Genomic DNA, 14317 nt, shown 5'->3' with positions numbered 1-14317 from the left:
ACTCCTATTTTAAAAAAATTTCACGAGAGAATCTATTAAGTAATAAGGAAAAGAGAATATATTTAATTTCTATTCATAATTATAAATAGAAGTAGGTAAGGAGAAGTGATTTATGCGAATAATCCGAAGTATAGCAGCTTTAATATTGATAGTGTTAGTTGTTATTTACATCATGGAAAAAGTAGAGAATAAGCCTGAAGAAGTAATTAGAGATGACATATATTTAATCAATGAAAAAAGTAATCTTCTACAGTCCAAAATAACGCCTGAAAAAACTACTTCTTCCACACTTACTGAAGAAAACATTTTTAGTTGGATGGGTAAGAGCAAACAACTGCTGCTCGATAACTTAGGAAAGCCTAGTAGAGTTGATTTAAGTGCCTACGGCTATCAGTGGTGGGTTTATCAAGATATATCAAACCAATATATTCAATTTGGGATTGATAATAGTGAAATAAAAATAATTTATACTACGGGAGAAGTGGTGGGAACAGATTCCGTTCGCGTTGGTCAATCTTATGAAGCTATTAATCAGCAATATAAATTTAGGAATAAAGTAACCTATAGCGAGGGTATCACTTCTTATACCTTTCGTTTAAATGAAGAGGATTTAAGGATGAGGCCACTAGTTAAAATAAATGAAGATACATTTATCCAATTTTATTTTGACACATTTACAAGTAAACTCTCTTCCATTCGATTTCTTTCTGCAGATATTTTATTGAAGCATCGTCCATATGAAATTGAATATCGCGGTGATCTTCCAAATGAGCCAGATCTGTCTGATGAGGAATGGACTAAGGTTGAGAAAGGGATGGAACAGCAAATTGTTGATATAACAAATGTAATGAGGAAACTGCATGGAAAAGGGCTACTTGGCTGGGAGGAAAGTGTCAGTAATGTGGCATATCATCACAGTAAGGACATGGCAGAAAATAATTATTTTTCCCATTATAGTTTGAATGGCGATGGTCTTAAAGAGCGATTAGAAGTGGAAAATGTATTTTATACTGCGGCAGGAGAAAATATCGCAGCACAATACCCTGATGCACCTGCTGCCATGCAAGGATGGTTGAATAGTGAAGGCCATCGCGAAGCACTCTTCAATAATGAGTATACCCATATAGGTGTAGGTGTGTATCGTTTTTACTATACTCAAAACTTTTTAGGAAAAGATATATAAAAAACTCACTTTGTACTATGAAAAGTGAGTTTTTTACATTTACTGGACAATTGCACAATCACGGGTTTCTTGCATAAATTAAATAGTACAAATGAAATTAATAGGGGTGAATAAATTGGAGGATTTACATCCGACAGTAATTGCATTTAAAGAATTCATTAACAAACACCCACTTCTACTAAGGGAAATTAGAAAAAGTGGAAGATCATGGCAGGAGAGCTATGAACAATGGATCTTGCTTGGAGAAGATGACCCTCACTGGGATCAATATAAAGATGAAATAAAAGATGACAAAGTCGATAAAAGTACTGTAAAGGATTCTGAACTCGTTGGTCAGCTGTTAAAGTATACATCTAATTTAGATATAAATAAAGTACAGGGTCAAGTTGATCAGTTAAGTAAAGCAATAACTTCTATCCAAGAAATGATGCAACAATTTAAAGGAACTCAAAAAAAAGAGCAGTCTCCGAAAGATCCATTTGGCTGGATGAGGGATTAAGGTGATTATATATGGACCCAACCGTTAAGCAATATCTAGCAGAAAATCCGGAGCTTGCTGAATTTATTAGGTATAATCCCATCTGGTATCGTTATTTAACTAGAAATCCAGGTGAAATAGAAGAAATGAAAAAGGAAGCTAAGGTTTTTTATGGAAAGACATTTCCCCAAAGAATCCAGAGTTTAAATAGTCAAATGCAAATGATTAATATGCTCATCCAGGTTGCTAAAGGAATGAAGGATTAAAACAAAATATTTTCATTCCAGTAATTAAATGATAGTATATATACTAGTGGAGGTGTTATAAATGATAGCTACATTGGAATATGTAGATATTCTCGATAAATCAGAGAGCCTGGGTAAGATGGTAATGGATTCTGATGTGATGGAAGCCTACCGAGAAGCCCGTACAGCACTTGCTGAAGATAAAGATGCGCAAAAGCTTATTAAAGCTTTTTCAGATATGAAGAGTCATCATGACGATGTTCAAAGGTTCGGACGGTACCATCCAGATTACTTTACTATTATGAAAAATGTACGTGCTACAAAAAGGGAAATGGATATGAACGATAAAGTAGCTGCATTTAAAATAGCAGAACGAAATCTCCAGAACTTACTGGATGAAATAAGTCAATACGTTGCTAATAGCGTTAGTGTCCAAATCAAAGCACCAAAAGACGGCGCAGCACTTGCAGATAGTGGATGTGGTTGTGGCAGTGGCGGAGCATGTGGCTGTGCATCATAGTCATCCTATGAAAGTAAATGCCTTCAGAACCTCTGGAGGCTGATACTTTACCATGATCAATAAAAAATATTATATGGATCGGAGGTTTGTATGATGCGAACAGATCGACAAGGAATCGTAATATGGTTTCAGCATATGAAAAATATAAAACAATTGAAACGATATGGAAATTTAATTTACACTTCTAAAAAACAGAGATATGCAGTGATATATGTGAATCAAGCTGAAATAGAAGAAATTGAAACTAAAATCATGAGGCATTCTTTTGTTTCCAGAATTGAGAGATCCTATAAACCTTTTATACGTACAGATTATGAAAACTCAAAACCGGACAAAGCAAAGCAATATGATTATAAAATGGGTATTTAAACCTTTGTGAATCACAAATAGATTCACAAAGGTTTTTTATTTATGTCCCCACTGCTTTTCGGGAAAAATAATCTCGCAATGTTTGTTGTTTCATATCCCTCGTGTTTGAGATAAACTCCCTCAGATAGATTCGAATTACTCTTAAATACTGCGAAGTAAATTCTATCTATTTTAGAACTGAAGCACTAATAATGAAAAAAAGTTACTTCGACAATCGCAGTCTGTATACACTTCGCTTTCCGTGGGCGGCTGGTGAGCCCTCCTCGTGCTTCGCAATGCGGGGTCTCACTGATGCCATTCCTCCCACAGTCTCCGTGTATACGGGCTGCTGGTAGCGTTTGCTGCTTAGAATAGTTTAGCCGAAAGAACAAAAAATTCTCGACAGCTTCATCAGTCCGGGTGAGCGGAGGGCGGTGAATCCTCGAAAATAAAAGACGATTTTCTTCGTGCGATGTAAAAGCTGCTGTAGCCTTCCTTGTCTTCGGGAACAGCAAGTGTCCGAAGACCCAGCAGAGTGGATTTCTTGAGGAGGTTAAGGCCGTGCCCTAAGGTGCGCATCCGCCCGCAGCAATCCCGGACGGCCGTTATAACAGTAAACTATGGCAAGGTGTAAGTACTTCGCATTTTATAAATTTTGTGGCAATAACAAAAATTATTTTCGGTGAGACGAGTTCTATTCTTTTACAAGACAACCTAAGACATAAAGAAAAACCTGCAGAAAATATTTTCTGCAGGTACCTTTGTTTTTCGTTCGTTCCGAAAAACAAAAAGGCAAAGGGAGAGGAGAAACCGGAAGAAGAACTTATGGGGAAGTGTAAGTCTTCTCCGTTTATCTGAAACAACCAAATTAACGATTAGTTGAATCATAATAATATTATGGACACTGGAAGAAATAATATACATATAGAATTAAGTTGGCAATTTACGATAGCAGTTTTCTAAATAAGCTTTTTATGGTAGGATAAAATTGCAGATAGTGTAAATAGAGGTGAAGTCATGCGAGTGATTGCAGGTAATCTAAAAGGAAGACAATTAAAGGCAGTTTCGGGAAGTACAACAAGACCGACAACAGATAAAGTAAAAGAATCTGTCTTTCAGGTAATGGGTCCATTTTTCAACGGTGGTAATGTATTAGATTTATTTGCTGGAAGCGGTTCATTAGGTATCGAAGCATTAAGTCGTGGAATGGAGTATGGCGTGTTTGTTGATAAACACCCGAAAGCAATACATACGATAAAAGAGAATTTAAAATCGGTGCAGTTGGACCAAAGATCGGAAGTATTCCGTGCGGAGGCCCACAGAGCACTAAAAGCTGCTGCTAAAAGAGAGCTAAAGTTTGATTTGATTTTACTCGACCCACCATATGGTATGGTCGATTATGAAGAAATCTTAAGCGATATTGTAAAATTAGAACTTATAAAGTCGGGTGGAACAATTTATTGCGAACATAACTTTACTGAAAAAATGCCGAGCAAACTTGATAATCTGAAAGCGGTTAAAAAGGATCGCTACGGTGGAACGATTGGTATTACTATATATAAAGCATAGGAGAGTTTACAATGGAGAAACTGGCAATCTGTCCAGGGAGTTTTGACCCTATAACGAACGGACATTTAGATATTATAATTAGAGGTGCAAAAGTTTTTGATAAAGTCATCGTAACAGTGTTTAATAATGAGTCCAAGGCCCCTTTGTTTAATGTAGAAGAGCGAATGAAGTTATTAAAAGAATCTACGAAAGATATCCCGAATGTATCTGTTGATTCTTCAGACCATTTACTAATGGATTATGCTGCTGAAAAAAATGCCCATGCCGTTATTCGAGGGCTTCGAGCTGTCAGTGATTTTGAATATGAAATGCAAATTACTTCCATGAACAGAAAGCTGAATGAAGATATTGAAACATTTTTTATGATGACGAATAATCAGTACTCCTTTCTCAGTTCCAGCATGATAAAGGAAATTGCCAAATACGATGGGAATATCTCTGGCTTGGTTCCAGTACATGTGGAAGAAGCTTTAAGAAGCAAATTTAACAGTAAGTAAAAAGACGGCTATTGCCGTCTTTTTTACTTACTTCTTTTATATAGAATTATTGCAGCGAGTGTCAAAGAGAAAATTGTGAGAAATGGACCGATATCATTTAAATAATGGAAGATAGTTAACCATATATTGTCGGAAACTGCATCCTGTGACACAGGTATCTCATTCATCTCAATTGTATGCCTGTCCAGGTAAAGTGGCTTGAAAAGAATAATTGTTAAGATAACTGCAAGCACGCCATGTAAAATCCTGGCAAAGAAGTAGGGAGCAAATCTAATATCTGTTTTTGCGAGAATGCTGGCCACTTGCGCGTGAATGGATAAACCATTAAATCCCAAGATAAAACTGATTAAGATTGCCTTTTGCAGAAGAGAATCTGTCGTTGTTTGTGAAATCATATTAGCTCCAATTGTAATTTCGAATAATCCCGAAAAGAAAGGTAGAGCCAAGTCAACAGGCAATCCAAAAATATCTAAAATTTGTTCTCCTATGACGGCAATTGCTGGGGAAAAACCAACTAGAAACATTAGCTTAATCAGTACAGAAAAAAGGATAATAAATCCACCAATCATCACTAATGTTTTAATAGAATTGATTACAGAATCACCAAGGATTTCACCAAATGGTTTGTTTTCTTTCATTCTTGCATGGTGCATTTCCTTAAAAGCTCTTATGATTGAAAAGCTATCCTTTTCCCGACTTCTCATGCGCTGTTGCTGTTTACTTTCCTTTCTTCCGTAAAATCGCATACAAATCCCTACTAATGCGTTGCTTGTATAATGACAAAATGCTAAAAGAGCGCCTAGCTTCATATCATGAAAAAAACCTGCAGAAATGGCACCGAAAATAAATAGTGGACTGGAATTATTCGTAAATGATACAAGTCTTTCAGCTTCAATTTTTGACAATTGCTTCTCTTCTCGCAGGCGGGCAGTGATTTTCGCCCCTGTTGGATAACCACTAACCATCCCCATCATCCAGCCAAAACTACCAACACCTGGAATATTAAACAAAGGACGCATAATAGGTTCAAATAAAACTCCAATAAATTTCACGACACCAAATGCAAGTAATAGTTCTGCCGTAATAAAAAAAGGCAGTAAAGAAGGGAAAACGATTTCCCACCACATATTTAATCCACGAATACCAGCTTTTAGTGCTTCATCAGGAAAGCGGATTAAAGAAAGTGTTAAAAAAATAGTCAAACCAGAATACATGAAAGTTCTTATAATATGTTTCAATAGAAAGCCCCCTAGTTAATGAGCCTAGCTCTGTACAACTTATTTTGTTAGTATTAGAATTGTTCTATTGCTTTAAATTCAGCAATCGAATAAGACAAGTCTATACAATATACGCTCATACATAGGTTAATTATTCCATAGACATGAGAAAGAAATGTTTAGGGAAGATAGGAAGGAGTTATGCGACACGATGCAAGTGACCAAAAGAAATATCATATTTTTTATTATTGTGGTTGTCCTCGTTTATTTTTTAGGAGCTTATCAACTACCGTATTACATTCAGAAGCCTGGTGGTGCAGATCCCCTGAATCCGATTGTTGCGGTATCAAATGGATTTGAAAGTGAGGGAGATATGCATCTCGTGACAGTCAGTGGACTGCAGGCAACACCTATCCAGTATGTCTTGGCTAAAATGTTTTCTTACCAAGATATTCTACCATTGGATCAGGTTTTCCCCGAAGGAATATCACAAGATGATTATATGCACGCACAGCTACAAGTGATGGAGAGCTCACAGGAGGCTGCAACTGTTGTAGCATATGAAGCAGCTGGAGAAAATATTGTGATTGACTACAACGGGGTTTATGTAGTTTCTGTTGTAGAAGATATGCCTGCAGAAGGAAAACTTGAGGCAGGTGACCGGATTATCGGGATTGATGGCAATAAGGTAGAAGAAGCACCAGATTTAATCGAATATGTAGAAACGAAGCAGGCACAGGAAGTAATTAACATTGAATTTATACGTGGCGAAGAAACATTGCATACAGATATAGCATTAGAAGAATTTAGCGATATGGACAATAAGGTTGGAATTGGGATAAGCTTGGTAACAGATCGAAATGTGACCGTAAATCCGGAGATAGATTTTTCCAGCGGTAATATTGGCGGTCCTAGTGCTGGTTTGATGTTCTCATTGGAGATTTATGACCAATTAACTGAAGAAGATCTTACGAAAGGAAAAGAAATTGCTGGAACTGGGGAAGTAGATTATGATGGAAATGTACTAAGAATTGGTGGCATCGATAAGAAAATTGTTGCAGCTGATCAAGAAGGAATAGATATTTTCTTTGCACCTAATGAAAATGGGAAAGAAAACTCCAATTACCAAGTCGCTTTAAAGACTGCCGATGATATTGGAACAGATATGGTCATCGTACCAGTTGATACCTTTAGTGACGCCTTAAACTACTTGGAACAATTAAAGTAAAAAAAGAAGTGTTGCTTTTTATTAATGTTTTGAACTGCGGTTACTCGTTCCACCGAAAAGAATTGTTGCTTATCTTAGTTCGTGCATTGGAGATAAATTACGAACAAACTAATATGTATTTTGGATTCTACCTACAAAATTAAAAGTGACGTAACTGTTGGCTCATTTCCAATACGTGTGCTTTTGAATCCTTAGGGCTCGGCCTCAACCCCGAAGAGAAAATTAAGACCTTTGCCAAGCGCTAAATGGCGAAAGGTCTAGTTATAGATATATCAATTTTACGGAGAAATTTCTGCGTTTCTTCAGTCTAAAATAAGCGGTGATTGCAATTCCTGTTTAAACAGAGCATCTCTTCTTTCGGGAGGGAGTACACTATAATACGCATGTACAGCTTTTTCCTCAATAGAGAGGGCTGGATCCTGGTTTCGTGTAAATTTGGATAGGAGTGGTACATTCATCCGTTTTTTTTGCTTGTTCAAATACTCACGTCCTGTTTGATTCATTCCAAGAACACGTACATATGGAATGAATGACCGTTTGAATGGTTCCAAATCGGATTTCTTTGTATTCGTTAAAATATGTACAAACATGCGTTGTATTCTTGTCCATGTATAGCGTTTTGTCTTAATTGCCTCCACCCAACTCTGAAATGAGGTTGTTCTTTGTGCCGTTTTTAAAATTCGGTGCTCCAAGCCTTCGTCTACCCCTTGAATGGATGCAAGCTCATTTGCATCCATTGTTATGACACGATAATAGAGTAGAGGGTAGTATTTTTCCCAGTCATGCCAGTTCAGCGCTTTCTCTTTATATACTCTCAGTTGGTTGACAGTTTCTAGAGGAATCGTTGAATTAATTTGTGCTCCTAATGTATGCTGCTTCAACAGTTCCTTCCTGATACTCGTTGCACTGGCAATCGTATTCGTGATGGTTGTATCATGGAAGTTATTGTTTGTGCGCTTAATCGTCAAGGGCTTAATAGCAAGGTTGTTTTCCAGGATGGATTTAACATAACTATAACCAAGTATATTGTTTGGTTTGGATAAGTCCATATATTGTTCTGTTAAACCAATCTGTCTATATGCATACTTGCTTGCTTCGGGAAAGGAAAACCCTTTATCTAAATACTCTTTCAAAGTTTGCTCAAAAATAGTATGTTTCTCTTTATAGATATGAAAACTTGTTGTAAAATGGGAAATAGAACCAGATTCACTTCCGAAACAAATAGTGGATACACCAGCTTCATTCAACGTATTTACCGCCCCATCTGCAAAAATATCACTATTTTGTACGGCGTATATGTATGGAAGTTCCAGGATGATATCAATTCCCGACTTTAGGGCAGCTTTTGTACGATGAAACTTATCGATTATAGCTGGTTCACCACGTTGCAGGAAATTACCACTCATGACAGCAACCATACAGTCTGCACCAGATGTCTTTTTGGCTTCTTCTATATGATAGACATGACCATTGTGGAATGGATTATATTCAACAATTAAACCGCAAGCATTCATTCACTCAACTCCTAAGATTATGATTATATCTATTTAGTCATTATAACAAATAACTAATTGCGTCGCATCTAAGGTGTATTGGATGGTTAGTAAAATTTGCAGAGGGAAACATAATAGGAAGTGTAAAGAAAATATGTTGACAAAAGTTGTTTTTTCTTTTAAAATAACTCTTGTTGCCTAGAGGTGAAATTGATGAAATTAACACTAAGCCAAATCAGAAAAAATGCGGTTAATAAACCATTTGAATTTGATGAGGTGGCGGATGTTTCCGAATTGGAAACAATGAATAACGATATTCGTGAAATAAAACCTGTCCGGGTTCATGGAAAAGCTGACATTCAAGGAGATCAGTTCTTTTTTTCTTTTATAATTGAAGGAGAAATGATATTACCTTGTGCCAGAACATTGGTGGATGTACCTTTTCCATTTACAATCCATACAAAAGAAATATTTTCTGCGTCTCCTTATTATGGAAGAGATGAAGAAGAGGATGAAATTCATCCAATTGATGGAGAAGTTCTTGACTTAATGCCTGTTATCAAGGAAAATATAATATTGGAAATCCCTTTCCGAGTTTTTTCCGAAGAGGCCGATCCGGAGGGCGCAGCTCCTTCTAAAGGTGATGGATGGGAATTTGTTTCCGAAGTAAAAAAAGAAAAGACAATTGATCCCCGTTTTAAAAAATTGGAATCGTTGCTTGAAAATAAAAGGAAAGAAAAATAAGAATTACGATTCAAGTTTTACTTTCATTTTGAAGGAGGTGTAAGTCATGGCAGTACCTAAGCAAAAAACTTCTAAAAAAGTTAAAAATCAACGTCGTACTCATAAAAAATTACACGTGCCTGGCATGGTAGAATGTTCAAATTGTGGAGAATTAGCGAAACCACACCATGTTTGCAAATCTTGCGGACATTATGATGGAAAAGAAATAGTTAACAACTAATCTCTCTAGATGCATAAGAAACAGATCACAAGAAAATGTGGTCTGTTTTTTAATTTACTGTACATGCTAATATTTGAATACATAGAGTTAATTAAGAGGGAGCGATCAATGTGACCGAATTGGTGACATATAAAAGGAATCGGTATGGGTATGGGGAAATTTATCTCAACAGGCCTGAAAAACGTAACGCTATTTCACTGGAGATGCAACAAGATTTATCAGAATGTCTCCAAAAGGCAAGACAGGATTCGATTAAATTTTTGACCATTTTGGGAGCTGGAGAATATTTTTGTGCTGGTGGAGATTTAAATGTCTTGCATGGGGGGCTCACGCCTGAAGACGCTTTTGCTTTATTATACCCAATGAAGGAAGTATTATATCAGATTGTAACTTTTCCAGTCCCTACTATTTGTTTATTGAACGGGGATGCTTTAGGTGGAGGATGCGAAATAGCAACAGCATGTGATGTTCGAATTGCAAGAAAAAATACCACATTCGGTTTTGTGCAAACAAGTCTTGGTATTCTCCCGAGTTGGGGTGGTGGAGCATTATTGTATGAGAAAGTAAGTCCAAGCTTTGCAATGAACTGGTTAATGGAAGCGAAAAGATATCCTGCAATGGAATTAAAAGAGCGGGGTTGGCTACATGTTGTTTCAACTGATAAAGAATGGAATGACCATTCGAAGCTTTTACAAAACTATATTTCAAAATCACTTAGACAAATGATCATGTTGAAAGAACAATATCTGACAGAAATCATAGGTGATTTATCAGAACGAATGGATAAAGAAGTACATAACGCTGCCAATCTCTGGGATTCTGATGAACATATAGCTGCAGTAGAAAAGTTTTTAAGTAGGAAATAAGAATTCTATTCTAGCACCCCTATTTTTTGCATACATTGATAGCAAACATATTAGGAGGGGTGTCATGAATGATACAAGACAGGATGCTTGGACTCAAGATGAAGATTTAAAACTAGCAGAAACGGTTTTGCGCTTCATTCGGGAGGGCAGAACACAGCTAGAAGCATTTAGGGAAGTTGCAAATAAACTTTCGCGTACGTCTGCTGCTTGTGGGTTCAGATGGAATGCGACAATCAGAAAGCAATATCAAAATGCCATACAGTCGGCAAAAGAAGAAAGAAAAAGTGGTTTAAAAGAAGAAGCTGTTATATATGACAAAAATGAACCAAAAGAAAAGAATACGATCGATTCTGCCATACAGTTATTAATAAAAATGAAATCACAATTTCCAGATGATAATATCTTCGTAGATAAAGCGAATCAAGAAAAACTGGATTATTTGGAAAGTGAGAATGAAATGCTTAAGGATCAAGTAGAGCGATATGATCATGCATGGCAGGAAATGCAAACAATATGGTCTTCTCTTAAAGATTGAGATTCAGAAGATGTTATTTGCGGAGGAATATCTTTGCTTTCAATTAAAGGATTTTATTATTAACAAACACTATACGGGCTGTGGTAGCCAAAGTAATTTTGTTCCATTATTAGCAGCGCGGATAAATTCTAGTACAGAAATTACTTCGCAGTTTTTCTCAATTTCGAGTTATTAAAAAGCCATGAATGGTGAATTTATATTCATGGCTTTTTAGTTTGGTTATATTTATGAATTGGTTGCTTTTTCTTTCACACCTTTAGGTAGCCATATAAGTGGATTTTCACCTAAATCTCTTTCCATTTCATAATGTGCTTTTAGAAAGCCCATTTTCTCCCAAAATCCATGCGAATTTATCCGTGGGTTTGTCTTAATTGGAAGCTGGAACCCTTTCGCAAATTCGACAAGAGCTTTTCCGTAACCCTTCCCTTGATAATCGGGAAGAACTTCAAGTTTCCATAGTGTTAAGAATTTCTGTGGTGGCGCAAAATAATTGTCATATTTTCTATCCACTTCGTACAGACTCATCCTCGCAATCAGGTTATCACCATAGTAAATGCCATAAAATGGAGATTTACTATCATTTTCAATGATATTATTTTGCAGATCATCTATCATAGCGAGTTCTTGATTGCCATATTCTTTAAATCTTTTAAACTTCTCGAGTGTTTTATAATTAACTAAGAGCTTCTCTACTTTAATTTGTTCCATAATATTCTCCCCCTCATTACTTATTTGTGAGCTTTCATCTATAATATTCTACTTCAGCAAGAAACGACCAAAAAGCTGTAATGTTAACTATTTTTATTATAATATAAAAGTATTAATTTTGAAATTATTTAACGGTAATTATAATATTTTCTTCATTTCAATATAGTTATTGGTTGGTGACAATGATTCGTAATTTGCAATCTATAAAGTTCCTTTTTCTGATACAATATATAAGAAAAAATAGATTGACATATACAAATCATTGTCTGAGTGGCAAAAAGGGCGAAGAAGGGGAATTTGAAAAAGTATGTTTGATTATATTATTTATTTTATATCATTTTTCATAACAATTCCGATTTTTGCAACTGTATTGGTTTATTTGCTGGCTATTAAAATTCTACATAGAAAAAAGTTGAAAGCAGTTCACGCCGCTGTAAATTGGACTACTGTTCTTTATGTAATTACTGTTGCAATGTTGTTTGATATTATTTTTGGGCATAGTTTCATTGCTTGGATGTTTGTTACCTTTATCATCTCACTTTCTGTGATTATAATTTATCAATGGAAGACACACACAGAAGTAGAATTTATTAAAGCTTTACGGATTATTTGGAGATTTTCCTTCCTGTTGTTTCTGATGCTATATGTTATCCTAGTATTTGCTGGGATTCTTCAAAGAATTTTTAGTTGATTAACTTAGCTAAACAGATTAGATGAAATGAATAGGAAACTTATGTACAATACAACATGTATATTCTGAATAGAAGGAGCATGGGATCAATGCATATCGACCCAATACAATTAAAAGCTCAAAGTCAGTTAATAACTGATTATCGAAATAATAGCGAAGAAATTATGAGTTTTTTTGATTACTCACCATATGATGATGTTTATGAACAAAGGCTCAAGGACTTAGGTAATCGTACGTTTAACCGTGGTGAATTAGCAACTACATTACATAAAATTAATAATGAATGGAATGCGCCAAAATCTACACTGAATAATATTGATAAATTAAATGATGAAAATAGTGTTGTTGTTATTGGTGGTCAGCAAGCCGGGTTACTAACAGGGCCGATGTACACCATTAACAAGGTGATCTCCATTATTCAATTTGCCAGACAGCAAGAAGAAAAACTGGAGCGTCCTGTCATACCAGTGTTCTGGATTGCGGGGGAAGACCATGATTTTGATGAAATAAATCATATACATTTACCCGAAGTACCACAAATGAAGAAATACAAATTAACACATCATATCATGGAAAAAAAATCGGTATCGGATATACCGATTGATCGTGTTGCCTTGTCTGATTGGGTGGACAGATTGTTTGAACAACTTCAGGAAACCGTTTATACAAAGGACATATACGATACGATTCAGACTGCGATGGAAAAGTCACAAACATATGCTGATTTCTTTGCTAGAATGATTCATCAACTTTTTAAAGATGATGGAATTGTGTTAATTGATTCAGGTAATAAAGATGTAAGACAATTGGAAAGCATTTATTTCCAGGATATGATAAAACATCAGCCTGGGATAAGTGAGGGAGTACATACTGCCTTGTCAGATTTAAATGAAAAAGGATACAAGGTATCTCTTGAGGCTGGTATACACGACGGCCATCTATTTTATCATGAGGAAAATGAACGTATTCTCCTAACCCGTGATAATTCCGGTGGGTGGGTAGGAAAGCAGAATGAAATTTCTCTAACAACAGATGAATTAATGGCAACTGCTATAAACACCCCCGAGTTATTAAGCAATAATGTTGTTACACGTCCGTTAATGCAAGAGTTGTTATTTCCTACATTAGCCTTTATCGGCGGGCCTGGAGAAGTTGGTTACTGGGCAGGACTTAAACAAGCATTCCATACAATGGACTTGAAGATGCCTCCTGTACTACCGAGATTATCGTTTACATTTGTTGAAAGATCTGTAGTAAAAGCGCTTGAAAAGTACGATATTGATGTTGCGAGTGCCATTAATGAAGGAGTAAAGAAAAAAAAGAATGAATGGTTGCAGTTGAAAAGCAATCCTCAAATCGATAAACTGACTGCTGAAATTAAAACTGCAATCGAAAAGGCGCATGAGCCATTAAGGGATTTAGCAAAAGATATTCGGAGTGACCTTGGTGATTTAGGTGAGAAGAATTTATCCCATTTGCATAGAGATATCGATTTTCTTCGGGGTAGGTTAGTGAAAGCATTAGAAGAAAAGTACACAAAAGAATTATATGAATTTGATCTAATTGATATTTCACTATATCCCCATGGAGCATTACAGGAACGATTATGGAACCCATTACAATGGACCAATCAATATGGGACAGAATTTATTAGGAATTTAACTGCTACATCTTGTTCATTTGAAAAGGAACATTTTGTAGTGTATCTATAGAATTGGGAACAACATCCACTATTCACCACTATATTAGAAAAAGATAAGAAGAAGCTGTCTATC

General features: G+C 35.9%; 17 protein-coding genes. 14 read left to right on the top strand and 3 right to left on the bottom strand.

All coding sequences use genetic code 11. The features are described 5' to 3' along the window. Positions 1 to 112: 112 nt before the first annotated feature. The 7 genes from BV906_RS08410 to coaD all read left to right on the top strand — a co-directional run bounded on the left by BV906_RS08410 (position 113) and on the right by coaD (position 4840). Positions 113 to 1183 carry a CAP domain-containing protein gene (locus BV906_RS08410; RefSeq protein ID WP_087973041.1) on the top strand — a complete coding sequence of 357 codons (1071 nt, stop codon included), beginning with the start codon at positions 113 to 115 and terminating at the stop codon, positions 1181 to 1183. A gap of 91 nt (positions 1184 to 1274) precedes the next feature. Then, positions 1275 to 1682, top strand: coding sequence for a YlbD family protein (gene ylbD / locus BV906_RS08405; protein WP_245844012.1), 408 nt, complete (start codon positions 1275 to 1277; stop codon positions 1680 to 1682). Between the two features lie 11 nt (positions 1683 to 1693). Next, the gene (locus tag BV906_RS08400; RefSeq protein WP_087973039.1) at positions 1694 to 1927 is read left to right on the top strand and encodes a YlbE-like family protein; all 234 of its coding nucleotides are present in this window, start codon (positions 1694 to 1696) and stop codon (positions 1925 to 1927) included. Positions 1928 to 1988: 61 nt separating this feature from the next. Continuing rightward, a complete protein-coding gene (locus tag BV906_RS08395; protein ID WP_087973038.1) occupies positions 1989 to 2426 on the top strand; it encodes a YlbF/YmcA family competence regulator in 438 nt (145 codons plus the stop codon). Positions 2427 to 2519: 93 nt separating this feature from the next. Continuing rightward, positions 2520 to 2795 carry a YlbG family protein gene (locus BV906_RS08390; RefSeq protein ID WP_087973036.1) on the top strand — a complete coding sequence of 92 codons (276 nt, stop codon included), beginning with the start codon at positions 2520 to 2522 and terminating at the stop codon, positions 2793 to 2795. Positions 2796 to 3791: 996 nt separating this feature from the next. Then, positions 3792 to 4343 carry a 16S rRNA (guanine(966)-N(2))-methyltransferase RsmD gene (gene rsmD / locus BV906_RS08385; RefSeq protein WP_087973035.1) on the top strand — a complete coding sequence of 184 codons (552 nt, stop codon included), beginning with the start codon at positions 3792 to 3794 and terminating at the stop codon, positions 4341 to 4343. An 11-nt stretch (positions 4344 to 4354) separates the two neighbouring features. Next, positions 4355 to 4840 (top strand): pantetheine-phosphate adenylyltransferase, encoded by a 486-nt coding sequence (coaD, locus tag BV906_RS08380; protein ID WP_087973034.1) that lies wholly within the window; start codon positions 4355 to 4357, stop codon positions 4838 to 4840. 23 nt (positions 4841 to 4863) lie between these two features. Here coaD and ylbJ read toward each other — a convergent pair whose 3' ends face one another. Next, positions 4864 to 6078 (bottom strand): sporulation integral membrane protein YlbJ, encoded by a 1215-nt coding sequence (gene ylbJ / locus BV906_RS08375; RefSeq protein WP_087973031.1) that lies wholly within the window; start codon positions 6076 to 6078, stop codon positions 4864 to 4866. Between the two features lie 190 nt (positions 6079 to 6268). Here ylbJ and BV906_RS08370 point away from each other — a divergent pair, with 190 nt between their 5' ends. Further along, positions 6269 to 7285, top strand: a complete 1017-nt coding sequence (locus BV906_RS08370) for a SepM family pheromone-processing serine protease (RefSeq protein WP_087973030.1) — start codon at positions 6269 to 6271, stop codon at positions 7283 to 7285. Between the two features lie 302 nt (positions 7286 to 7587). Here BV906_RS08370 and BV906_RS08365 read toward each other — a convergent pair whose 3' ends face one another. Next, the gene (locus BV906_RS08365; protein WP_087973029.1) at positions 7588 to 8799 is read right to left on the bottom strand and encodes a nucleotidyltransferase; all 1212 of its coding nucleotides are present in this window, start codon (positions 8797 to 8799) and stop codon (positions 7588 to 7590) included. Between the two features lie 192 nt (positions 8800 to 8991). Between BV906_RS08365 and BV906_RS08360 the strand changes: the two genes are divergently transcribed. The 4 genes from BV906_RS08360 (at position 8992) to BV906_RS08345 (ending at position 11143) form a co-directional block, all read left to right on the top strand. After that, entirely contained in the window at positions 8992 to 9522 is a 531-nt protein-coding gene (locus tag BV906_RS08360) for a YceD family protein (RefSeq protein ID WP_087973027.1), read from the top strand. A gap of 46 nt (positions 9523 to 9568) precedes the next feature. After that, complete coding sequence (rpmF, locus tag BV906_RS08355) at positions 9569 to 9742, top strand: 50S ribosomal protein L32 (protein WP_087973025.1); 174 nt, start codon at positions 9569 to 9571, stop codon at positions 9740 to 9742. 110 nt (positions 9743 to 9852) lie between these two features. After that, on the top strand, positions 9853 to 10608 hold the full coding sequence (locus BV906_RS08350; RefSeq protein ID WP_087973024.1) for an enoyl-CoA hydratase/isomerase family protein: 756 nt from the start codon (positions 9853 to 9855) through the stop codon (positions 10606 to 10608). Between the two features lie 64 nt (positions 10609 to 10672). Further along, positions 10673 to 11143 carry an RsfA family transcriptional regulator gene (locus BV906_RS08345; RefSeq protein WP_087973023.1) on the top strand — a complete coding sequence of 157 codons (471 nt, stop codon included), beginning with the start codon at positions 10673 to 10675 and terminating at the stop codon, positions 11141 to 11143. Positions 11144 to 11368: 225 nt separating this feature from the next. On the opposite strand, the gene BV906_RS08340 is transcribed toward BV906_RS08345, so the two are convergent. Next, complete coding sequence (locus tag BV906_RS08340) at positions 11369 to 11851, bottom strand: N-acetyltransferase (RefSeq protein WP_087973022.1); 483 nt, start codon at positions 11849 to 11851, stop codon at positions 11369 to 11371. A 307-nt stretch (positions 11852 to 12158) separates the two neighbouring features. Here BV906_RS08340 and BV906_RS08335 point away from each other — a divergent pair, with 307 nt between their 5' ends. Together BV906_RS08335 and bshC are read left to right on the top strand one after the other, a co-directional pair. After that, positions 12159 to 12542, top strand: a complete 384-nt coding sequence (locus tag BV906_RS08335) for a DUF3397 domain-containing protein (protein WP_087973021.1) — start codon at positions 12159 to 12161, stop codon at positions 12540 to 12542. A gap of 89 nt (positions 12543 to 12631) precedes the next feature. Beyond that, positions 12632 to 14254, top strand: coding sequence for a bacillithiol biosynthesis cysteine-adding enzyme BshC (gene bshC / locus BV906_RS08330; RefSeq protein WP_087973019.1), 1623 nt, complete (start codon positions 12632 to 12634; stop codon positions 14252 to 14254). The last annotated feature ends 63 nt before the right edge of the window (positions 14255 to 14317 follow it).

The organism is Oceanobacillus rekensis (assembly GCF_002153375.1).
GTDB lineage: Bacteria > Bacillota > Bacilli > Bacillales > Amphibacillaceae > Oceanobacillus > Oceanobacillus rekensis.
This window is presented reverse-complemented; position numbering and strand designations above follow the sequence as displayed.